This window comes from Methanoculleus sp. UBA291 (genome assembly GCF_002499755.1).
Lineage (GTDB): Archaea > Halobacteriota > Methanomicrobia > Methanomicrobiales > Methanoculleaceae > Methanoculleus > Methanoculleus palmolei.
In genome coordinates this window covers 54,219-77,579 of record NZ_DANC01000054.1, presented here as the reverse complement: position 1 = coordinate 77,579, position 23,361 = coordinate 54,219, and the positions used below count along the sequence as shown (strand labels likewise).

19 protein-coding genes are annotated in these 23,361 nt (G+C 60.8%); 12 read left to right on the top strand and 7 right to left on the bottom strand.

What is annotated here, in order from left to right:
* On the bottom strand, positions 1–353 hold a 353-nt coding region (locus tag BP737_RS13155; protein WP_292407001.1), incomplete at its 3' end, for a coenzyme F420 hydrogenase/dehydrogenase beta subunit N-terminal domain-containing protein.
* Between the two features lies 1 nt (position 354).
* Positions 355–2,421 (bottom strand): formate dehydrogenase subunit alpha, encoded by a 2,067-nt coding sequence (gene fdhF, locus BP737_RS13150; protein ID WP_292406998.1) that lies wholly within the window; start codon positions 2,419–2,421, stop codon positions 355–357.
* Between the two features lie 322 nt (positions 2,422–2,743).
* Here fdhF and BP737_RS13145 point away from each other — a divergent pair, with 322 nt between their 5' ends.
* From BP737_RS13145 to BP737_RS13130, 4 genes are all read left to right on the top strand, one after another.
* Complete coding sequence (locus tag BP737_RS13145; RefSeq protein ID WP_292406995.1) at positions 2,744–3,385, top strand: FmdE family protein; 642 nt, start codon at positions 2,744–2,746, stop codon at positions 3,383–3,385.
* Between the two features lie 53 nt (positions 3,386–3,438).
* Positions 3,439–3,621 (top strand): hypothetical protein, encoded by a 183-nt coding sequence (locus BP737_RS13140; protein WP_342686255.1) that lies wholly within the window; start codon positions 3,439–3,441, stop codon positions 3,619–3,621.
* Positions 3,622–4,009: 388 nt separating this feature from the next.
* Entirely contained in the window at positions 4,010–5,857 is a 1,848-nt protein-coding gene (locus BP737_RS13135) for a molybdopterin biosynthesis protein (RefSeq protein ID WP_292406992.1), read from the top strand.
* Positions 5,858–5,893: 36 nt separating this feature from the next.
* The gene (locus BP737_RS13130) at positions 5,894–6,313 is read left to right on the top strand and encodes a nuclear transport factor 2 family protein (RefSeq protein WP_292406990.1); all 420 of its coding nucleotides are present in this window, start codon (positions 5,894–5,896) and stop codon (positions 6,311–6,313) included.
* Between the two features lie 38 nt (positions 6,314–6,351).
* Here BP737_RS13130 and BP737_RS13125 read toward each other — a convergent pair whose 3' ends face one another.
* Entirely contained in the window at positions 6,352–7,212 is an 861-nt protein-coding gene (locus tag BP737_RS13125) for an META domain-containing protein (protein WP_292406987.1), read from the bottom strand.
* A 211-nt stretch (positions 7,213–7,423) separates the two neighbouring features.
* A complete protein-coding gene (locus BP737_RS13120; RefSeq protein WP_292406984.1) occupies positions 7,424–9,061 on the bottom strand; it encodes an META domain-containing protein in 1,638 nt (545 codons plus the stop codon).
* 208 nt (positions 9,062–9,269) lie between these two features.
* On the opposite strand from BP737_RS13120, the gene gpmA reads away from it, so the two are divergent.
* The 8 genes from gpmA (at position 9,270) to BP737_RS13080 (ending at position 19,090) form a co-directional block, all read left to right on the top strand.
* A complete protein-coding gene (gene gpmA, locus BP737_RS13115; RefSeq protein ID WP_292406982.1) occupies positions 9,270–10,016 on the top strand; it encodes a 2,3-diphosphoglycerate-dependent phosphoglycerate mutase in 747 nt (248 codons plus the stop codon).
* Positions 10,017–10,101: 85 nt separating this feature from the next.
* Positions 10,102–11,109 carry a type I glyceraldehyde-3-phosphate dehydrogenase gene (gene gap / locus BP737_RS13110; RefSeq protein ID WP_292406979.1) on the top strand — a complete coding sequence of 336 codons (1,008 nt, stop codon included), beginning with the start codon at positions 10,102–10,104 and terminating at the stop codon, positions 11,107–11,109.
* Between the two features lie 14 nt (positions 11,110–11,123).
* Complete coding sequence (locus BP737_RS13105) at positions 11,124–12,176, top strand: NAD(P)-dependent oxidoreductase (RefSeq protein ID WP_292406975.1); 1,053 nt, start codon at positions 11,124–11,126, stop codon at positions 12,174–12,176.
* Between the two features lie 661 nt (positions 12,177–12,837).
* A complete protein-coding gene (locus BP737_RS13100; RefSeq protein WP_292406969.1) occupies positions 12,838–15,624 on the top strand; it encodes a DUF6345 domain-containing protein in 2,787 nt (928 codons plus the stop codon).
* 2 nt (positions 15,625–15,626) lie between these two features.
* Positions 15,627–16,577 carry a hypothetical protein gene (locus BP737_RS13095; protein ID WP_292406966.1) on the top strand — a complete coding sequence of 317 codons (951 nt, stop codon included), beginning with the start codon at positions 15,627–15,629 and terminating at the stop codon, positions 16,575–16,577.
* Between the two features lie 516 nt (positions 16,578–17,093).
* On the top strand, positions 17,094–17,699 hold the full coding sequence (locus BP737_RS13090) for a sugar O-acetyltransferase (protein WP_292406963.1): 606 nt from the start codon (positions 17,094–17,096) through the stop codon (positions 17,697–17,699).
* Positions 17,700–17,713: 14 nt separating this feature from the next.
* The gene (locus BP737_RS13085) at positions 17,714–18,262 is read left to right on the top strand and encodes a flavodoxin family protein (protein WP_292406959.1); all 549 of its coding nucleotides are present in this window, start codon (positions 17,714–17,716) and stop codon (positions 18,260–18,262) included.
* 630 nt (positions 18,263–18,892) lie between these two features.
* Entirely contained in the window at positions 18,893–19,090 is a 198-nt protein-coding gene (locus tag BP737_RS13080) for a hypothetical protein (RefSeq protein WP_292406956.1), read from the top strand.
* Between the two features lie 294 nt (positions 19,091–19,384).
* Here the strand turns inward: BP737_RS13080 and malQ are convergent, their stop codons facing one another.
* From malQ to BP737_RS13065, 3 genes are read right to left on the bottom strand one after another with little or no spacing between them, the layout of a single operon-like run.
* The gene (malQ, locus tag BP737_RS13075; protein WP_342686254.1) at positions 19,385–20,884 is read right to left on the bottom strand and encodes a 4-alpha-glucanotransferase; all 1,500 of its coding nucleotides are present in this window, start codon (positions 20,882–20,884) and stop codon (positions 19,385–19,387) included.
* Positions 20,885–20,904: 20 nt separating this feature from the next.
* Positions 20,905–21,711 carry a proline dehydrogenase family protein gene (locus BP737_RS13070; protein WP_292406946.1) on the bottom strand — a complete coding sequence of 269 codons (807 nt, stop codon included), beginning with the start codon at positions 21,709–21,711 and terminating at the stop codon, positions 20,905–20,907.
* A 10-nt stretch (positions 21,712–21,721) separates the two neighbouring features.
* Positions 21,722–22,489, bottom strand: a complete 768-nt coding sequence (locus BP737_RS13065; RefSeq protein WP_292406943.1) for a TIGR04255 family protein — start codon at positions 22,487–22,489, stop codon at positions 21,722–21,724.
* Positions 22,490–23,361: the final 872 nt, after the last annotated feature.

Sequence of the window (23,361 nt, the reverse complement as noted above, 5' to 3'; positions counted from 1 at the left end):
TTCACCTGGTTGCGCTTCGCAAGCTCGTAGAAGCCCATCGCGTCGCAGCCCTTCACCGGGACGGCGATCCGCATGTCTTCGGCTCCGTCGAGGTACTTCTTGACCAGTTTCGGAAGCAGGAGCGTCCCGCAGTGGAGGGAGCCCGCCGTCTGTCCAATCTCGGCCGGGTCGGTGATGAGCGTCGGGACCGCGTCGTAGAGGTCCGCACCCTTCTTCACCGCCAGGACGGCGTCGACGATCTTGTTCTCCAGGGCATACTTGAGAAGCCCGGTCACCGCGCCGCCGCACTCCGCGGCCTTGGCAATATCCGGATTCGTCGTCCAGGCGTATACCATATCTCCTTTGGCTACCATCTCACTGCACCCCCGTGATCTTCTCGACCTTCACAGCACAGTGCTTCAACTCCGGCATCTTGGAGAGCGGGTCGAGAGCGGTGTTCGTCAGCATGTTCGCAGCCGCATTCCCGAAGTGCATCGTCATCATCAGCACGCCGGGTCCGACTTCGTCGGTCACTCTTGCGGTGGTCTCCACCTCGCCGCGCCTGCTGCTGAGTTTGATCTTCTCCCCGTTCCGGATGTTCAGCCGTGTCGCATCCTCGTTGTTGATCTGCACGTAGCCTTCCGGCACCTCGTGGTCGAGGATCTTCGCGCGGCCGGTCTGCGTCCGGGTGTGGTAGTGGAAGAGCAGGCGCCCGGTCATCAGGGTGAACGGATACTCGGCGTCGGCGACCTCCGCGGGCGGCCGGTACTCGATACCGAAGAAGTGTCCGAGACCGTCGGCCGACGAGAACCTCTCGCGGTGCAGGATGGGGGTTCCCGGGTGCTCCAGGGTCGGGCAGGGCCAGTGTACGGACTCCGGCTTCTCCATCCTCGCGTAACTGATGCCGGCCATCGACGGAGTGACCCGCCGCATGTCGTCCCAGATCTCTTCGGGCGAGTTGAAGTCAAAGCCGTGGAGCCCGAGCTGGTGGGCGAGATCGACGAAGATCTGCCAGTCGGGTCTCGCATCGCCCGGCGGTTCCACCGCCGTGCGGATACGGTTGACGCGCCGCTCGGCGTTGGTGAACGTCCCGTCCTTCTCGGCGAAGGATACGCCGGGCAGGATAACGTCGGCGTACTGCGCCGTCTCGGTCATGAAGAGGTCCTGCACGACGAGGAAGTCCAGCTTCTCAAGCGACCGCATCACGTGATTCGAGTCGGGGTAGGAGACGACCGGGTTCAGCGCGAAGATGTACATCGCGCGAATCGGGTCGCCGCACTGGGTGATCTGTTCCGTCAGGGTCACGCCGTATTCTTTTGCGAGCCCGGTGACGCCCCAGAGTTCCTCCATCCGCTTCCGGACGGCGTCGTCTTCGCACTTCTGGTAGCCGGAGAAGACGTTCGGGTAGGCACCCATGTCGCAGGCGCCCTGGACGTTGTTCTGGCCCCGGAGCGGGTTGACGCCGGTCCCGGGTCTACCCACGTTGCCGGTGAGCATCGCGAGGTTCCCGAGCGACCGGACGTTGTCCGTGCCGGTCGAGAGTTCCGTGATGCCGAGGCAGTAGATGATCACCGCGTTATTCGCACTTGCATAGATCCGCGCGATCTCCTTGACCTTCTCGGTGGGGACGCCGGTGATCGACTCGACGTCGGCGTAGTTCTCCACGGCCTTCTTCAGGTCCTCATACCCGGTCGTCCGCTTCTCGATGAACTCCGTGTCCTGGAGGTTCTGCTGGATGATCCAGTACATGATCGAGTTGATCAGGGCAATGTTCGTCGAGGGGTTGTACCGGACGTAATAGTCGGCGAGACGTGCCGTGGGGGTGTAGCGCGGGTCGCAGACGATGATCGTCTTGCCCGCCTTCTTTGCCTGGACTATCCGGCGGCCGGCGAGCGGGTGGGCCTCGATGGTATTTGCGCCGATCATGAAGATGACGTCGGAATTGAGGACGTCCTCAAAGGGGTTCGTCGCGGCACCGGAGCCGAACGAGAGCGAGAGCCCCGCAACGGAGGGTCCGTGGCAGATACGCGCGCAGTTATCGATGTTGTTGGTCTTGAAGGCCACCCGCGCGAGCTTCTGCAGGATGTAGCACTCCTCGTTCGGGGTCCGGCACGAGACCTGGAAACCGAGGGACTTCGGCCCGTACTTGTCGCTGATCTCCTTGAACTTGGAGGCGACGAGACCGAGCGCCTCATCCCAGGACGCCTCCTCGAACTTACCGTTCTTCTTGATGAGCGGTTTCGTCAGCCGGTCGGGGCTCTGCACGAACTCCCAGCAGGTCATTCCCTTGGGACAGAGTTTTCCTTCGTTAATCGGGCTCCTCTTCAGGGGTTCCACCCCTACGAGTCTGCCGTCGTTCACCACGAGGTTGAGCCCGCACCCGACACCGCAGTACGGGCAGGTCGTGGGAACGTAGCGCAGTTTTTCATTGGTTTCAGCCATTCACATTCTCCAGATTGTTGCATTCAACGTCGATTTTTTTGGGCATGCCCGGAAAGGATGGACATGCAAACATTAGTTTTACTCTACTCAGCGGTATATAAATTTAAACTTACTCATTTAATATTTCGGGATATCCGACGGTATATAATTGATATGCCGGAAACCGCAATCGGCGCATATGCCTATCTGGTGAAGAATATCGTTTTGTCGTTGATTTTAACGGTTTTTATTTCCCCGCTCTGGAATCCTGTCGTCAGAAGTTAACTAGATGTGGTTAATTGAGCCACAATATTTAAAAATATCTTTAACCATATACTCCTCCGTGCAACCGAGACTGAACCACACCTGGGACGACATCAAGGCGAGACTCGAGTCAAAAGGCTCCTCGCCGGAGTTGATAGAGCACTTTCGGCGATGCGTCGACTTTCATACCTACCCGGCCCCCGGGCTCCTCGTCGGCGTCTTCATGGTGGACTACGCCCTGGAACTTCTGGCCCCTCCCGCTCATGAGAAGATCTACGCCGTCTGTGAGACCGCGAAGTGCCTGCCCGACCCCCTGCAGGTGATCGCCCACTGTACGACCGGCAACCACCGGCTCCGGGTGATCCCGATCGGAAAGTTCGCCCTCACCGTGAACGGACCGGCCGAAGCCCCGTACGTGAACGGGATCCGGGTTTTTGTCGACGGCGAGAAGATCGAGGAGTATCCGACGTTCACCCTCTGGTACACGAAGGACCCGCTCTTCGATCCGAGAACCCGCGGCGTCGCACTGATCGACGAGATCATCGACGCAGGACGCGCGTTCCTCTCGTATGAACGGGTGCGGGTGAAAGTGCCCCAGAAGTGGCCCTGGAGGTCTGCCATCTGTTCCATATGCGGCGAGCTGGTCCCCGACAACCTGCTCGTCGACGGGGTCTGTGCCGACTGCCGGTCTCAGTCCTACTACGAGAAGACGGCGTATTGACGTGCTCGCCCTCCGGAGAAGGCGTAAATCACATCGACGCGAAAAGGCACCGCATGGAGTTCATCCTTATCGGGTTCGTGCACTCTGGCATTCTCTCCCGGAGCGATATGTCGGTCCAGGGCGTCGATGCCGAGATCGGGGTCTTTCCCGACGCGGGGCGCCCCTCTCCGGCATTGAGAAGAATTCGCACCCGATCTTCGTCTGCTGGATGCACGAGACGGGCCGGGGAGTCCTGAAGGCGGCGGCCCTCCGATCTCCGGCCCGGCCAAATCCTCTTTCGGTCTCGATTGTCCGGCTGCCCGGCCTCCCGGAGGAGGGGCAGTTTATGCTTACGAACTGGACCTGGTCAATGGAGCGCCGGTCTCGGCATCAAGCCCTATCAGGCCGGATGGGACTATGTCTTCTCCGCAGCGGGCCGCGATAGAACGGAGAAGATGCGGAAGATGAGCCACGGTGGCTGCGGTGTTCGGGAAATACCCGCTATGTCGTTGCCGGTCCCGGAAAAGAGGCGACGTTCTGCCTCAGTGCCGTGCCGGAGAGCGTCGATGCAATCCCTGCCTGCAGGGTCCGCTCTCCGGCGCGTTTCGATGAAAGTTGATTGTTATACATCGAGGAGTTAAGAGTATGCCACGCCGGTACCTGAATCTTACCCCGCTTCCTGATGCGCTCGCGGCTATGCGGCGGGCGTTTCCCGCCCCGAACCACGCTGAGACCGTGCCGTTGCACCTGGCGGTCGACCGGGTGACGGCCGAACCCGTTTATGCGACGTATTCCGTCCCTGGTGCCGATATAGCAAAGTTCGACGGCTACGCAGTGAAGAGCAGGGATACCCGGGGAGCACAGGACCAGCGGCCGCTGCCCCTTACGGAATGCGTCCGGGTCAACACCGGCGACGTGATCCCGCCTTCGTTTGATGCCGTCGTCATGATCGAGGATACCTGGGACGAGGGCGGCATACCCCGGGTTCGGAAGTCCGCCGCGCCCGGCCAGAACGTCCGGCATGCAGGCGAGGATATCCGGGCCGGCGAACTGGTCCTGCCGAAAGGCCATCGGGTCCGGCCGTTCGATATCGGCGCGCTCGCGACCTACGGCATATCCCGGGTGTGCGTGAGGTCGGTCCGGGTCGGTATCGTCCCGACGGGGAGCGACCTCGTCCCTCTGGGTGCAGCACCCGCGCCCGGCCAGACGATCGAGACGAACACCCTCATGGCGGAGGCCTACCTCACCCGGATGGGAGCGACCTGCCGCCGTTACGGGATCGTTCCCGACGACCCGGACCGAATCCGGGAGGCGGTGGAAGAGGCGATCGGCGAAAACGACCTCGTCATCCTCTCGGCGGGTTCTTCGGCCGGCACCCGGGACTTCTCCCGGGACGTCGTCGAGGCGCTCGGGGAGATCGTCTTTCACGGCATCGCGGTCCGGCCGGGGAAACCGGTGCTGCTTGCGAACGTCGACGGCAAACCGGTCCTGGGAATGCCCGGATACCCCGTCGCCGCACAGACCGTTCTCCGGGAGGTTGCCGGGGCCCTGCTTGCATGGTGGGGGCTCTCGCCGCTCCCGGGTACGGACCTGGACGTCCGGCTGTCGCGGCGACTGGCGTCGGACCTCGGGTTCGACGAGTTCGTCCCGGTCTCGGTCGGACAGGTCTCCGGCACCTTCTGGGCGACCCCGCATCCCCGGGGCGGCGGCATCCAGATGGCGGTGGTCCGGGCAAACGGCTACCTCCACATCCCTGCCGAGCGCGAGGGGATCGAGGCGGGCGAGGAGGTGCGCGTCCGGCTTACCGTTCCGCCGGCCACGGTCGCCCGGACGCTCGTCTGCGTCGGCCAGCGCGATCCCGCCCTCGTCGAACTCGGCAACATTCTCTCGGATGACGGCTACCTGCTCCACTGCTGCAACGCCTCAACGGTTGGAGCGGTGCTGGCCCTGCGGGCGGACACCTGCCATGCCGCTTCGGTCGTTCTTCCGGAGACCGATGCGGCATGGAACGATCAGGTGCTCCGGTACCTGCCGGGCGCGGACCTCCTCCGGGTGCAGGTGGCCCGGGAGGAACTGGGGATCGCTTCAGCCGGGCCCCTTGATGCCGACGATAGCCTTACGTCGCTGCGGTTCGTCAACCGCCCGAAGGGAACGGCGGCGCGAACGCTCTTTGATGAATGGCTGGACCGCCGGGGCGTCGATGCCGGGAGTGTCGCGGGATACGAACACGAGGTGCGGACGCACGGTGCGGTTGTTGCGGCCATCGGCAACGGAACCGCCGACGCAGGCGTTTGCCCGGCCCGCCTGGCGCGGGAAGCGGGGCTCCGGTTCACCCCGCTCGGCTACGAGTCGTGCGATCTGGTGGTCGGGAGGGAGCATGTCGCGGACGACGGTGTTGCCGCCCTCATCCGGGCCGTCCGGTCGCCGGCGTTCCGGACGTATCTCCGCTCGACGGGCCGGGACCGCACCGACGCCGACCAGCCCTGCCGGTGAGAAAAGGGTATCTTCTTGTCGGCGAGAGTATTTCTCATGCAGGTCAGCGAACAGACACAAAACCAGATTCTGGCGGTGCTCCGGCGGATGGCCGAGGCTATGGGGAGAAAAGATCTCGACGGCGTCATGGCGCTTACCGATCTCGATTTTCGGGGTTTCGGGACCGGCGGGACGGTGATCGGCAGGGAGGCCTACCGGCGGCGCCTTGAGCGTGACTTTGCGCGGTCGGAGACGCTCTCTCTGGAGTTCTTTGACGTTCACATCGGTGCCGAGGGGACGGTCGCCTGGGTCCTGGCCGATGCGGTCTATCGTATCGTCGCCGCCGGTGTCGAAGAGACCCAGAAAAGGCGGCTGACGGCGGTGCTCCGGGGGACCGGTCACGCCTGGATCTTTGTCCAGCAGCACTGCTCCCTCCCGGCAGAGGGGCAGGAGGCCGGGCGGCCGTATTCGGCATAGCACTTTTTTTTCATCTGAAGTTACGGTGAAGCTGACGCTCACGCCTCCGCCGTAAAGAAGAGGATCGCCCTGCCGTTGCCGTCGATGACCGCGAGGGTATCCCCGACGATCCGGTAGCCCGCCGCCGACCGGAGGAGGGTCAGGTAGGCGGCCTCCTGTTCCATGACCCCGGCGGGCTCGTTGCAGGCGGCTTTCGTGGCAATGATCCGTTCTACGGTGATCCCGGTCTCGTTGAGTTGATACGGCGCCGAGTAGGCGTTGCACCCGGCGGACCCCGAGAGCGTGCCGTCGTCGTCGAAGACCAGGGTGACGCTGGTGCCGGGGACCGGCGACGCGACGGCGCTGCCGCCGCCGATGCTGTAGTGATCGAGCCGCCACTCCGTCTCAAGCAGCGGCGCGCTCGCGGGCTGCCCGTCCCGCGAGAAGACGAGCAGGTCTTTACCCGACGGCCCGGAGAGCACCAGCAGGTCGCCTTCGACCCGGTAGGAGGCCGCCGCAACGAGGAGTTCCCGGTATCGGCTCTCCTGCTGCGTGAGGTCCAGTTCTGCGGCGGGGTGGGCCACCGTGACGTCGGTCGGTATCACCGAGATCGTTGAGCCGGCGATCCGGTAGGAGGCGGAGTAGAGGTTGCACCCGGCGGACCCCGAGAGCGTGCCGCTGTCGCCGAAGATGATGAACGGTTCCGCCCCGGAGAGGGGCGCGACGATGGACCCGTTATCCGCACGGAATGCGGTGAGGCTCCATGCCGTCCCCGCAAGCGGTTCGGCGACCCGGCCGGGATCGTCGGGCGGCGTCTCCATAGCGCCGGGGAATCCGACCGAGATGAGACATGCCGCCACGATGATCAAGAGAGCGGCCCATGTGAGTATGTCGTGCCCGCCTCCGCCTATCTGTGCCACGGGTAGGCGTAGGAAGCGAGAGGAGAAAAGATAACTCATTTGCATCGAGATTGGTTCAACCCCTTTCTCCCGAATGGTTAGAAGGATGCGGCGTCGATCCGCCGCGGCGGCCCCGGGCGGGGTTCTATGGGAGGGGCGTCCGCCTCAGGAGGTCGAAACTGGAAAAGAGGGGAATCGGCCTTCCGGGAGAGGACCGAACCCGCGCTTCCCGTCAGGCATCGTTCGGCTGCGTCGAGATGAAGATGAGCAGGCCGGTGCCTGCCTCATCCGTGAGGAGGAGGCGGTTTCCCTCTACCCGGTAGGATGAGACGCCTGTGAGGAGGGTCAGGTACTTGCTCTCCTGCTCCATGACGCCCTCAGGATCGTTACAGTACATCTTCGTGCTGATGGGCGGCGAGACCGTAAGACTCGTGCCGTTGAGGCGGTAGTCGGCCCCGTAACTGTTGCATCCGGCGTTGCCGGTGAGGTTCCCGTCGGCGCTGAAGGCCGCCGTGACCGTGGTCCCGACGATCACCGAGGAGACCGATTCACCGTCAAGGCTGTAGGACTCGAGCGTCCACTCCGTTCCGGTCAGGGATGCCTGCGGTACCTCCGGTGCCTGCACGAAGAAGAGCAGGTCGGCGCCCGCCGCGTCCGTGAGGGTCAGCCGGTCGCCCTCAACCCGGTAGGAGGAGACGTTTTCAAGATGGCCCAGGTACTTCCCCTCCTGCTCCATGACGCCGGGCGTCGTGCAGTACATCAGGGTGCTGTAGATCGAGGAGACCGAGAGGTTCGCGCCGTCGAGGCTGTAATTTCCGCCGTAGTGGTTGCACCCGGCGCTGCCGGTGACGGCCCCGTCGGCCGCGAACTTCGCGGTGACCGTGGTGTTGGCGATCACCGAGGAGACCGCATCTCCCCCGGTGCTGTAGGCGTCGAGCACCCAGTCCGTCCCGACGAGCGGGAGGTCCGGCGTCCGGGCGGCCCGCTCGAAGACCAGGAGGTCGGCGCCCTCGCTGTCCGTGAGGACCAGTCGGTCGCTCTCCATCCACGAGGAGACGGTCTCAACGAGGGGGACTCTCTCGCCGTCCGCCGTCACCCGCTCCACCCGGTAAGAGGCAACTTCCGCAAGAAGCGCAAGGTAGCGGTCCTCCTGGTCCATGATGCCCGGCGGTTCGCTACAGTACATCTCGGTTCTTACGGCCGGTTCGATAGTGAGGCTCGCGCCGTCCGTCGTGTAGTTCGCGCCGTAGCGGTTGCACCCGGCCGATCCGCCGACCCTGCCGTCGGTGCCGAAAGCCGCCGTGACGTTTGTGCCGGCAAGGACCGGGGCCATGGTGCCGTCCTCACCGGCGAGGCTTACGAGCGTCCATGACGTCCCGGCGAGCGCCGCGGGTGCGGGCCCCTTCACGAAGACGAGCGTCGTCGCTCCGGCAGAGTCGACAATCTCCAGCCGGTCGTCCTCGATCCGGCATTCCGCCGCCGAGCCGAGGAGGTCCATGAACCGTGCCTCCTGCTCCATGATGCCCTCCGGCTTCTCGCAGAGTTTCAGCGTCTGGACAAGCGAGGAGACCGAGAGGGCCGTACCGTCAAGGCTGTAGTTTCCGCCGTAACTGTTGCACCCGGCCGATCCGCCGACCCTGCCGTCAGTGCCGAAAGCCGCCGTGACCTCCGTTCCCGGCAGGACCGGGACGAGCGTACCGTTCTCGGCGAGGTACGAGTCGAGGGCCCAGGAGGTCCCGGTGAGCCCGGCAACTCCCCCGGGCGTTGACGTGCCCGAGATGCATCCCGCGGTGACGATTGCCGCCACGACGATGGCGACGAGGGATGCCCCCGCAAGGATGGTGTTTCTGTTCCTTCTGTTCGGTGCCATACAACAGCATATGAGCGGGAATGAAAGATAAATGAATGGTAAACTACGAAAAAAATCGAACCTATACGTGTCCGGTTCACTGAACCGGGCGATTATACCGATAATCGAGGGCTCCCGGACGGGACCGCCGCCCGGGAGGCTCGATGGTTCCATATGTGCAGGGTATTTATCCGGGGTGGAGACCATACCGGAATAGGGGAAGAATACAATGGTAGACTTGATCCTCTTACGGCACGGCGAAAGCCTCTGGAACAGGGAGAACCGGTTCACCGGCTGGACCGATGTGGACCTCTCGCCCCACGGGATACAGGAGGCTCACCGGGCGGCGGAACTCCTCGGGGACGGCGGGTATACGTTCCGTGTCGCCTACACCTCCGTCCTGAAACGGGCCATCCGGACGCTCTGGATCGTTATGGACGACCTCGACCTCATGTACGTCCCGGTTTATCGGTCGTGGCGGCTGAACGAGAAGAGTTACGGCGCCCTGCAGGGCCTGAATAAGCAGGAGACCGCGGCAAAGTACGGTGCGGAGCAGGTGCACCTCTGGCGCCGGGCATACGACGTGCAGCCGCCGCCGCTCGCGTGGGACGACCCGAGGCACCCGCGGTTCGACCCCCGCTACGCCGACCTGGACCCGACGAGTCTCCCTGCGACCGAATCCTTGCATGACACGCTTCTGCGGGTGCTTCCCTGCTGGGAGAGCCACATCGTCGGGAGCCTTGCGGCAGGAAAACCCGTCATGGTCGCCGCTCACGGAAACAGCCTTCGTGCCCTGGTCAAACATCTGGACGGAGTCCCGGACGATGAGATTGCTGGCCTGAACATCCCTACCGGCTACCCGCTCGTCTACGAACTGGACGATGGCCTGAATGCGGTCAGGCACTATTACCTGGGCGACCCGGAGGAGGTTGCGGCGGCCGCGCGGGGCGTGGCCCGGCAGGCAGGGACAAAGTAGCCGGAAGCGGGGTCTTCCGGCGACAGGGGAAGATCATATATACTGTCCTGTTGAGGGGCATCCTCTCCGAGAGGAGGGAAGAACGATGAAGAAGGTTGCCATCAACGGGTTCGGGCGGATCGGGCGTCAGGTCCTCCGCAATTACCTGACCGACCCCCCGGGAAACATCGAGATTGTCGCGATCAACGACCTGATCACGACGGATCAATTCGTGTACCTGACGAAGTACGACTCGGTCTACGGACGGGCGCCCTTCCCGATCGAGCCCGGCGCGGACCATATCCGGTTCGGGTCGAAGGAGATACGGGTGCTGCACGAGAAGGAGCCTGCGCGCCTCCCGTGGAAGGACCTCGGCGTTGAGATCGTGCTCGAGTGCACGGGGCGCTTCACCAGGCGGGAGGGCGCCGCAAAGCACCTGGATGCCGGGGCGTCGCGGGTCGTCATCAGCGCGCCGTCGTCCGACGCGGATGTAACGGTCGTGCTCGGCGTCAACGAGGAGTCCTACGATCCTGCAAAGCATATCGTCATCTCGAACGCCTCCTGCACGACCAACGCGCTTGCGCCGGCGGCAAAGGTGCTCAACGATGCATTCGGCGTCGAACACCTGATGGCGATAACGGTCCACGCCTACACTGCTTCTCAGGCGCTTATCGACCGGGCCGCAAAGAAACCGCGTCGGGGACGGGCCGCGGCCGTCTCGCTGATCCCGACGTCGACCGGCGCCGCCGCAGCTACCTGCCGCACCATCCCGGAACTTATCGGGAAGATGGACGCGGTAGCGATCCGGGCCCCGGTTCCCGACGGCTCGGTCATCGATATCGTTGCGGAACTGAAGCGGGACGTAACCCGGGATGAGGTGAACGCGGCGATGAAGAAAGCCGCCGAGGGGCGGATGAAGGGGTTCCTCGCGTATACTGAGGACCCGATCGTATCGGCCGACATCGTCGGCGATCCGCACTCCGGGATCGTCGACGGCGAGATCACGAACGTCGTCGGCGGAAAGATGGCCCGGGTCCTGGTCTGGTACGACAACGAGTCCGCATATGCGAAACGGATGGTCGATATCGCCTCCTACATCGCCTCCCGGGAGTGAGGGGGTATGCGTCTGTGGTAAAAGTGGTCTTCTTCGGTCTCGACGAGCACGAGCAGGAGATGATCCAGGGGGCTTTTGCCGGTAAGCGCGGCTACGCCGCCGTCCTCTACCCTGAACCGCTCACGGAGGAGAACGCGTCGCTTGCCCGCGACGCCGACGGCATCGGGGTCTTCGTCTCGTCGCACGTCACCCGTGAGGTCCTGACCCTGCTGCCGGACCTCAAGGTGATCGCCGTCATGTCCACCGGGTTCGACCATATCGACATCGCCGCATGCCGGGAGAGGAACATCGCCGTTTGCAACGTGCCGCACTACGGCGATACGACCGTGGCGGAGTTTGCGTTCGGGCTCATCCTGGCTCTTGCCCGGAGATTCAGGCCGATGTTTGCGCGAGTGGAGCGGGGCGACTTCACCAGGACCGAACTTACGGGGATGGACCTCGCAGGAAAGACCCTCGGCCTGATCGGCACCGGGCATATCGGGTCGCACCTCGCGCGCCTCGCCCACGGGGCGGATATGGAGGTGATCGCCTACGACCTGCGGCCGAACCCGGATCTTACGAAAGAATACGAAGTCCGCTATCTGGATCTCGACGACCTGCTACGGGAAGCGGACGTCATCAGTCTGCACGTCCCCTACACGAAGGCCACCCACCACCTGATCGACGCCGCCCGGCTGCGGCTGGTCAAGAACTCCGCGCTCCTCATCAACACCTCCCGGGGCGGCGTGGTGGACACGGGGGCGGTCGCCGACGCTCTCCGCGAGGGCCGCCTCGGCGGGGTCGCGCTCGATACCTTCGAGGGGGAGCAGGTCTGGATCGAGGAGGAGTTCCAGGGGCCGGACGAGGCGTCGGCAGACGAACTCCGGGACGCGCTCGCGAGTTTCGCCATTCTGCACTCGGACCGGGCGATCCTCTCGCCGCACAACGCTTTCAACACGCGGGGTGCGGTCGAGCGGATCATCGCTACAAGCGTCGAGAATATAGAGGCGTTCTTTTCCGGGAACCCGCAGAACGTCGTCGGCGGGACCTACCGGGTGCCGGCGGCACCGGCTGGGGGTGCCCCCTGAACGCCCGCGGCCATCCAGGCGCTACGGGAAATAGACGGATAACGGATGCCCTTCGAGCCGGCTCGGTGCACCGGGACCCGGGAGAGCCCCCGCGCACGGCTCGCCGGAAACAGGCGCACGAACAGAGATGGCGGCGGCCTCTCTCGTCCCGTTCCTCTTTTAGGCACTGACGGCCCTCGTCTGCCGGGAGCGGACGGCCGCATAATTCTCTGTCCTCCTTTATCGCTTTGAGGTGTCTTTCCCGATCTTGGCATTGCCAGAAAATACCTCAAAACTGTCATACTTCCTGCAGCAGGGTCGGCACGGCCGTGCCGACTCGAACCTTAACTGGATTGGATTGAGTGAGACTCCTATACCTCTATTCCCCCCGGAGAAAATGATCAAACATATATAGTATCCCATGGCTATACGTTATTCTCCATACCTTGAACTTTCAGTAAAATTTGCCCTTTGAGGGGAGTGATATTGCAATTTGAGGCGGGACATATTCGACGGTGGAATTGAGTATGAAAATGAATCAATATGATCTGCAGTCGGGAGCCCCTTGTTACCGGTGTCATGCAGGGGATGACGAAGTTCGCCACCTGCAGTCGCTCGGACTGGCCGGATGTTCCAATATCGTCGTGGGGCAGATCATCGCGCGTGTCGCGGGGGCATCGTGATGATCAAACTACGTAGAATCTTCCTGTTCTTTCTCGCCGCCTCGCTGCTGGCGACCACAGCAAGTGCGTCTGCAAACCCGCTCGCCGCCTGTGGGGATGTGACGGAACGCGATGTTGCGGTAGCCATCCCGGGCGAAGGGATCGTCGTCCCCCTGTCGGAGACCGCCGGCATCCGGTTCGCCGACGGCGGCGTCGAGGCGCAATGGGGTCGCCTCTTCGTGCGGACGTACCCGACCGTCACCTTTCCCGACGACGACTCTTTTGAACGCGAAGCAACGTTCACCGCCGCTCCCGACCTCGCAGAAAACACCGTCACGTACACCGGTGATGAAAGCCGGATGACGTATGAGGTCTATGAGTCCCTCCTGAAGGAGACTATCGTCCTAGACCGCCCCGGGAACGTCTCGTACCGGTACGAGATCGGGCTGACCGACTGGATGACTGAGGAGCGGATCTGCGATGGAGACGGAACCGACAGCGAGAACGAAACTTGCACTGAAAACGGAACATGCAGCGAGAACGAAACTTGCACTGAAAACGGAACCGAGATCAGGACCTACCGGCACACAGAACCGGCGGAGGACTCCACGTGGGAGATCGCCCGGGACAACTACGGCAACCTGGTCATCTCCATCAACGGGGCGGAGACCGTCGTTCTTCCACGGCCGTACTGTACCGATGCAGACGGGATCAGGTACGATCTCGAGTATACCCTGAATACGGATGAAAAGACCATCACCATCACCGGCATCCCTGAATCCGCGAGGTATCCGCTGACGATCGACCCTACGGAGAGGGTGATCAATGGAGGGTTCGAGACCGGTGATTTGACTGGATGGAATACGTTAACCTCTGCGGAGGGATATGTTGAGATTACATCCGGGACCGTCGCGGGATGTTACGGGAGACTTCCGAGGGCGCATTCCGGCACCTATGGCCTCAAGGTTGCTGTCGACACGCTCAGCCACACCTCTTCGTATGCAATCGCCAGACAAAACGTCGATTTTCAAGGCGCCGAAAACGTGACGTTCTGGAGGCGATTCGACGGGCACGCACCGTCCGGTACTGCCTGGGAGCTTGAAACTTCGATAGGGAGTAATCAGATCTATTCCATCTCCTCTGCTCAATACCCCGGAGCTTGCCAGAATCACCCTTACGCACAAATAACAGAGGCCGTCCCCGATCCGACAGCGACGTATACGTTTGAGATCCGGGCGGATGCCAGCAAGACGAGCGGGCCGGGTAGTGTCGCCTCCTACTGGGACGACATCTCCGTTCTGGGGGCCACTCCCCCAATTGCAGACTTTACCGCCTCCCCTACGAGCGGCGCCGCTCCTCTTACCGTTCAGTTCACCGACATGTCGACCGGCAGCCCGACCTCCTGGGCGTGGGACTTCGGCGATACCGGCACCAGTACCGACCAGCACCCGACACACATCTACAGCAGCGCCGGCACCTACACGGTAACGCTGAACGTCAGCAATGCCTACGGATGCAATATCAGCGCCCAGCCCCTCATCACCGTCACCTCGGACCAGACCGTGATGAATCCGACCCCCTCCTTTGCATCGCCGAACACCCTGATCCTGCGCGAAGGGAAGAATTTCGTCTCGACGCCCTACTATCTCACATCCGGACACAATACGGCGGGTACGGTCTTCCCGGACTTCGGTACCGCGGTCAGGGGATACAGGTTCGAAAACGGCCAGACGGTAATCCTGACGGCGCAGGATGAAATCCGGCCGCTTGAAGGATACATAATCTACTCGGACGGGTATCACGAGATCACCCTCCAGTTCGAAGACCCCCAGATACGTCCGACAGTTACAAAAGACCTCGACGAAGGCTGGAACTTCGTCGGCTTCTATGGTTTGAGCCAGGAATGTGCACGGGACACGCTCATTTCCCTTGGGAACGCGTGGTCGGAGGCAAAGGGCTGGGATGCCGGGTTGCAGGAATACGAAACCGCCTTTGTCAGAGATTCGACCGGGGATACCAGCGACCAGCGCCTGATGTTCCCGGGGAAGGCTTACCTGGTGTACATGACGGAAGAGAGAACCCTGTTCCGCTCGTACTACCGGACGTATTCCTTCTGCGCCGAATGGGTGGGCGACTATCACGGCATGCAAAACCCCCTTCCCAGCGCCGAGGAAGAGGCCCAAGGCTTCTACGACACGCTCGACGGGTCGAGTTTGTGGACCGGCCAGTTTATCAACGGCAACGCCGCCGCGATGGAACGGCACTGGAAAGACCCGGCCTTCGGCGGGGTTGATTCGGACTACATCGACAACACGCACTTGGCCTACTTCACGGGACACGGATGGGAGGGCGGGTTCGTCTTCGGGACTGCCGCCGACGATTATGACCTGAACTACAGCGAGGCGCGCTGGGGCAACACGAAGACCGACTGGATTGTCCTCGGATCGTGCAACACCCTGAATGCATCGACGTGCAGGGAGTACTGGGGGCCTGCCTTCGAGGGGCTCCATTCCATATGCAGCTTCGACACAATCGGGGGCAATCATCCAGATATGGGATGGTATTTCGCCCAACAACTGATGCGCGGAAAAACCATCTGGCAGGCATGGTCTGCGGCCACGGATCAGTACGTGGTCCCGAATGACGGCACTCTACGGTCAGCGATTCTTGCCGCGGACATCGACGGAGATTTGAGCACGCCTGATTGCCTCAACGACCATATTTACGGGTATGGGTCGTCGATTAATCCGCCCGGTGATCCGCTGGATTTCCAGTACAAAATAGATCCATGTGAATGGGAGGTGTAGATATGGTAGGGAAACAGATTGCAATCGGATTTACCGTCCTCCTGCTGCTCGTTGCCGGGACGGCACTATTACCAGTGGGGTACCCGCAAGAGGAGGATGAAGACGTACATGAGGGACTGGAGATCGCTGGACCGTATGGTGTACAGAAGGTTCCCGAGATCACCTCTGCTATCGCCCTTCCCAAATACTCCGGGCAGGCAATGGTCTACAGGACAGTCAATTCCACCATAACGAAGGACGACGCCCTGAAGATGGCGGAGAAGTTCGGGATGACCGGATCACTTGAGGAGGATACACTATCGTATTATACCAACGACGATCCCTATACGTTTGATATTGAGAAGGAAGGCGGGTATATGACCTACACATGGGCTGACCGCCACTCCGGGGTGGACCCCCGGGACCGTCCCGAAAACCTCCCGACCGACGAGGAGTGCCGGAAGATCGCCGAGTCATTCCTCACTTCCCACGGGCTCATGCCCGAAGGAGCAGTCTTTTCAAGTATATCGCACGGCGAGGGTTTCTTCTTAAATAGCACGGATGATACGTCCGTTCAAACATACAAAGACACCAGAGTCCTCTTCACCGGCACCCTGAGCGGCTATCCCACGGCTGGAAGCGGGATCTACGTCACGGTCGGCGGGGGCGGGGATGTCCTTAAGGTCGGCAAACGCTGGCGCGACGCCGAGCCTTACAAAGAGTTCCCGATCCTCTCTCCTGAAGAGGCGATCGAGGAGCTCAAACAGACCGGGGTCGTCACCACGGTAGGTTCGCCGAAGAAGGCGGTCGTCGACGAGGCCAAGCTCTGCTACTATGCCAGTCCTCCACGGGACGAGCAGCCTTACCTCAAGCCGGCCTACTACGTCCACGGAACCGTGGAAGGGGAGGACGAGACCGGGACCTTCTTCCAGTACATCCCGGCGGTCCCGGAACTAGGAAAGGGGTTATACTGATCCAACCCCCTTTCGTGCCTTTAAAATGTCTATGCCCTACTTGATCGGACGTACGATCCTCCCACACCTAGACGAAGTCGGCGTTTACTCGGCAAAACTCAGGGTCACGAACGCTGACGGGGGCGATGAGGAGATAAAGACCGGCCTATCACGGTGGTGGAGTGCCCGGCCACAATCTTTACCCAGGCAGATTCAATTACTTTCGGAATAGGCATTAAGCAGTTATCGCCGCCACCAGAGGTGATTTAGGTATGCCTTATATTCCGGGGAGAATCGTCGGGTGTCAGTTGCTTGTATCGGACATCGTGCGGGACCTCCGCCCGTTGCTTAACGGCCAAAGGAGGCTGTTGCTCACGATGAGGGCAGACAAATACCGGAGGATTTTCCCCTGGTGTGCTACAGTCCTCGTTTTGTTGGAAGACCATATGCAAAAATTAGTATATATCTTGGATGTACGTCGTTGACTAATAATATACGCTATCCTTATTTTAGTGTCAATTAAAAAGGAAATTGATTATGACAGAAAAAGAAAAAATGCTTTCAGGCAAATTGTATACCGCAGGGGACAAAGAACTGGCACAGATTAATAAAAATGCAAGACGCCTGATTCGCCTGTTTAATCAAACGAATGAAGATGAGTTTGACAAGCGTATCGCCTATTTAAAAGAGTTATTTGGTTCAACCGGCGAAAATATCTGTATTGAACCAACTTTTCATTGCGACTACGGCTGTCATATTTTTGTGGGAAAAAACTTCTATGCTAATTACGACTGCATCATTATTGATGTATGTCCTGTGACCATCGGCGATCAGGTTTTCTTTGGTCCTCGTGTCTGCGTTTATACTGCTGCGCACCCCATTGACGCAAAAGTACGGTCAACCGGTCTTGAATACGGAAAGCCTGTTACCATTGGCGATGACGTATGGGTCGGCGGAAATACTGTAATTAATCCCGGCATTACTATAGGCAGCAATGCGGTGATCGGTTCTGGCGCTGTGGTGACAAAAGACATTCCAGGCGGTGTTATTGCAGCTGGAAATCCTTGCAAAGTGCTACGATCTATCACGGAAGAGGATCGTAAATACTGGCACCTAAAGCAAGAAGAATATATGAAAAGCTGATGTAAGAATTTAACATGAGTAAAAAAATTTTAGTACTTACAGGCAGTCCCAGAAAAGGGGGCAACAGCGACTTAATGGCGGATGCGTTTATCAAAGGAGCGCAGGCCGCCGGACATGCAGTAACAAAGTATGAAACCGGTTTAAAGAAAATCAATGGCTGTAAAGCATGTAACGAGTGTTACTCCAAAGGAGACGCCTGCGTATTCAGAGACGACTTCAATACGCTGGCTCCGCTTATGGAACAAAGCGATGTCCTCGTTCTTGCAACACCTATGTATTGGTTTACCTTTCCGGCGCAACTTAAAGCGGCTTTAGATAAAATGTATGCGTTGCTGATCGGCGGGAGACAGAGCAATATCAAAGAAAGCATTTTACTTGCTTGTGCCGAGACTACAGAAGAGGCTGATTTTGATGGTTTGGTCAGGACCTATGGGCTTATCGCATCCTATCAGAAATGGACTGACCTTGCTCATCTGTTAGTTCCATCCGTTGTAGAGAAAGGTGATATTTTACACACGGATGCACTAAGAAGGGCAGAAGAACTCGGATTATCATTAATATAAATACATCTTTTTATTCAACCGGATCAGTTCAAATGGCCCCTGAACGAAGGCTGCAAGCCCCATTTATATCAGTGGTAGACGTTGTAGTGTTTGGTGTAAACTGTTTTTCTATATTGGATAGTAAAGTTAGAGGTCGTCCCCAAAACCCTTTGACGGGAGGGCCGTACCGGCAGTCGTTCCCCGCGAGACGATATCAGGGCAAACCCTTTTCCACATTCTGCCCTCATTTACGGTTTAAATGGTTAAGATATTGCACACAAGTGTGCCACGTGGGGCGTAGCAGAGGTTCGCAGATCCTTTTGGGACAACGTCTTACACTAACTCTGCGATTTCATGTGAGAGAATTAGGTGCAGTCCTTGTTTTACTGTAAGACCATAGCAAGATACACTCAGATCCGGTTTATGTTGGATGGCACGGGTGACCTGGTAAGGGAACTCTGGCCGAAAAAATAAGGGATCTCCCGTAGGGATTCTCATGAGAGCACTATGTTACGTTAATGTTACAGAACCCCTAAACGGTGTAACAATTCTGTAACCGCCCATGCTTTCTACGTATCAGATCCGTAACAGGTTTGCTCCGCCTGTAACAAAACTGTAACATTTATATCTGACCTCGCAGAACCTTTTTTCATGTCGAAAGTCGTCCGGATCGACGAGGGGGCGCTGGAGGTTGCCCTGCAGTACGGGAAGAACCTCTCCCTCGGGATCATGAAGATGGAAGAGTTGCTCGAGAAGCAGGAGAAGGCAAAGCGCGACTACACCGCCATCGAAGAGATGGTCCGAAGGACCGTCCGGGAGGAACTTGAGGTGCTGACTTCGAGGTACTAGATCGGCGGACGGACTTCCCGGACAACCGGGGCCGGGCCCCCTCTGGGGGCGGAAGACGGTATTCGGCAGAGTTGTCTCTCCTCCGGGTAACTGCTTCCCGGCCTATCGATCCCGGTTCGTCGGGAGCCGTAGGACCCTGATGAGGACCGCCAGCCCCACAGGAGCAAAGACGGCCGCTCTCGCCCAGAGAGACTACACACCCGGTCCCGCGGCTCCCTTCCCCAACGGTGATACCGGTGGCCCCGTCTCGGGGCATGGCTCTGGGGAAGCCCTCCTGCCCGGAGTCACAGCCGATCACCCCCGCCCCGAAAGCTCCGCAAGCCCGCGGAGCCACTCGAACGGAGCCCGTTCAAACTCCTCCGGCGTCATCCGCCACTCCCAGTTCCCTTCCGGGACCGATGGGTAGTTCATCCGCGCCGCGGCGCCGAGCCCGAGGACGTCCTGCATGGGGACGATGCATGCCCGGGCGACCGAGGTCATCGCGAGGCGGACGAGTTCCCGGTGGACCTCCTCCGCCGCCACTTCCCGGCCGATGTAGGCATAAAACCGCTTCCTATCCTCCTCCGACGCCTCCTCCTCAAACCACCCCCGGGCCGTGTTGTTGTCGTGCGTCCCCGTGTAGCAGATGAGGTTCGGAACATAGTTATGGGGGATATGGGCGCTCCCCGGGAGGCCCTCGCCGAACGCAAAGAGGAGAACCTTCATCCCCGGGAACCCGAACCGGTCGAGGAGCCCCTGCACGGCCGGGGTGTTCGCCCCCAGGTCCTCGGCGACGATTGAGAAGCAGGGAGTCCGCCGGGCGAGCGCCTCGAAGAAGTCGGCCCCCGGCCCCTCAACCCAGGTGCCGTGCTCGGCCGTCGTATCGGTCGCGGGAACCGTATAGTAATCGGCGAACGCCCGGAAGTGGTCGATCCGGAAGAGGTCATAGAGTTCTCCGGAACGGGCGATCCGGCTCATCCACCAGGCGTAGCCTTGCTCCCTGAGCGCGGACCAGTCGTAGACCGGGTTCCCCCAGAGTTGTCCGGTCCTGCTGAAGACATCGGGAGGCACCCCCGCCGCCACGGTGGGGCGGAGGTCTTCGTCCAGCTGGAATATCCCGGGATTCGCCCAGACGTCGACGCTGTCGTAGGCAACGTAGATCGGGATGTCACCGATGACCTGGATACCCCGCGCAGTGCAGTACCGGCGGAGGGCCGACCACTGCCGGTCGGCGAGGTACTGGAGGAACTTCTCCTTCCGGACGCCGTCCGCGAGTCGCTTGCGCATATCGTCGAGGGCCTCCGGCTGCCGGGTCCGGACCTCCTCCGGCCACTGGCTCCACTCCTGTCCGCGGAAGTGGTCTTTGAGCGCAACAAAGAGCGCGTGCTCGTCGAGCCACCACCCTGCCCGGTCGCAGAACCCCTCATACCTCCTGTCTGGCCCCGTGTGGAGGAACCGCTCGTAAGCGATCGAGAATATCCGTTCACGGTACCAGGCGACCGCTTCGTAGGCGGCCCGCCCCTCGGGGAAGTCGGGCATCGGCTCCAGGTCGTTCCGTCCGAGGAAACCGTCCCGGACAAGCATCTCCGGGCTGATGAGGAGCGTGTTTACGGTGAATGTAGACGGGCTGCTGTAGGGGGAGTTGCCGGACGCCGGGCATGTCGGGTTGAGCGGCAGGATCTGCCAGTAGTGCTGCCGGGCTTTCGCCAGCACCTCGACGAACCGGTATGCCGACGGACCGAAATCCCCGATGCCGTATGTCGACGGCAGGGACGTGACGTGCAGGAGTATACCGCTTCCCCGCGTGTGGATCATCACTTAACTCCGCGAACCGGCTACGGGACCGGCGACCTCCCCTCCGCCGCCAGTTTCTCAAGGTAGGCCTCGCGCCGCGCCACGTACGCGCCCGCCTCCTCCCCGAAGGGCACGTACTCCGCGACGGCCCGGCCCTTTTTTGCAAGCCAGTGTTTTGTCTCGTCGGAAAGCCCCATCAGGAACCCGAACTCGACCGTTCTGGGCGTGTCCTGCACGAGCCACGCGATCAGGTCGGGGTCGTGGGTGCCGACCGAGAACGGCACGTCCCGGTCGAGAAGCCCAGTTGCAAGTGCGCAAAAGCGCCGCCGGATCTCTTCGGGGTCATTCGTATCCCCCGGATAGGCTCCCTTCACCAGACGGGGCCGGAGACCGTGGCGGACGGTGCGCTCGAGGTCGCCGGGGGTACGGTCGAGAGCGGCCTGGAGGGTGAGCGTCACCGGCAGCCCCTCCCGGGAACAGACGACGGCGGCCTCCACCGTCATCGCCACAAGGCCCCGCCCCTCCATGTCCACCTCGAACCCGACACCGCGTTCCCGGGCCTCACAGGCGAGCCGGAGCAGAGAATCGTAGACGGCACCCCGGTCGATGAGCACACCGAGCGCGGTCAGCTTCACGGCGACGGATGCGTTCAGAGCCTGCTCGTCGATCGCGGCTACGGCGGCAGAAGAGCGCTCTAGGTTCTCCCGGGCCTGCTGCTCGCTCCGGGAATACTCACCGAGAGCCGCGAAGATGCACCGGATGCCCCGGGCGTTCTGTTCCCGACACCGCCGGACCGCCGCGTCGAGGTCGGGCAGCGTCCAGCGACTATTCCTGCCGGTTGTGGTCACCGCTTTCGCCTCACCGTGCCGCCGCCGTTTCCTCCGCCCTCGGGGTGAAAAGGTCGCGGAGGGGGTCCTTGATGCAGGCTTCGAAGATATCCCGGACATGGGTGTGGGCGATCTCCAGCCAGTCGGCCACCCCGTCCGGGGGAACGCTCCCCTCCCCCGTCAGGTAGTAGTCGATGGTTAAGAGGTATGCGTTATGTTCCGTCGACCCGGGCACGGCGTCGGTGAATTCCACCCGGCAGTTGTCGCGGTTGTCGTGGAACGTGAACTCGCACCCGGTGATGAACCCTGCCGGGACCCGCGGGAGGTCCGCCGGGAGGGTGGGGTAGAAGGCAAAGTAGTCCGAGAGCGTCACCTCCGCCTCGGGGATCTCGATGAAGTTGACGTAGCGTAGGTTCATGGTGCCGATAGCGTCGGTACTGATGACCTCACGGAACCGGTCGAACGCCCCGATGATCCGCTCCGAGAACGCTTCCCAGTGGACGTACGGCTTCTGGCAGCTCACCGAGAGGAGGCGGGGCCCGACCTGGACCGCACATCCCTCGTCCTCGGCGAGGAAGATCGACCGCTCGCCGATCAGGAGTTCCTCGCGGAGCCCCTCCGGCCCGAGAAGCATGACCACCTCGCGCACGTAGCGCTGGTCCCGCTTCGGGTAAGCGTCCCGTAAGTGGCTGTAGAGTATGCCGGGGTAGGTCAGGTCCCAGGTGCTGTCCCCCGGGAACCGGAACTCGCATATCGCTTCGGCGGCGGGCGGGTTAACATACTTTCGTACCTCTGCCATGATCTCTCCCTCACGGAAGTGCTGAATGGGAGAAGACCACATAAAAGTGACTGCTCCCCGGCAAGAGACCGGGCACCCTGCACGGTACCGTATCTTCCGGGGTCGCCGTTCCGGTGCGGCGAATGAGCCGCCCGCATTGGGCCCCTCCTCCATCGGGACGACCGGCGTGCGCTCATCTCTTCGTCGGCGCCGCCCCCGCCGCCTCGCAGATGCCGGGCGAGAGCCGAACGGCGGGAGGAGGGACCGGGCCGAAAAATACCGGCTCCATGTGGCGTCACCCTCAATATTGCGTTGATGACAGTCTGTTTGTAGCAGAAGATAGAGTTTGTCCCTAAATACCTTTGCCGAAAGGCTGTTTCCCTATTCCTGCCTCTGTTAAGGGTCAAAGTGCTCCGATCAAATACAGCAAAGGTTTACAGACCCCTTTGGGACGATCTCAACAATTGCGAGTACAGGAGTATATTGTCCTCACCCCTCATCCAATATCTGCTGATGGGAATTCAAACTGCCGGGTGGGAAAAGACAGATTCACTACATCCGGGTCGGGATTCAGGGCTGCATACATTGATTTCGGAATCCTGAGAGTAACGGTTTTTTCGTCTGCTTTATGCTGCCTGCCCTTATAGTGACCGTTTCCATCTATTACAAATGCTGAGTTGAATTCCTTTTTTGAGACAGAAATATCGATAAGTTCTGGATCGGTACTGGAATTCTTTTCTTTAAGCCATGATTCGGGAATGTCAACGAAGTCATCCTAAAAGTTTCCAGCGGCTGACAATTCCTATAGTTCAGAGTGTTTTGTCGCCTCCCCGAGAAAAATTGAGTGATTTCTGGCGTCAAACCTCTGACACGGCTCCTCTCTGGGTATCGCC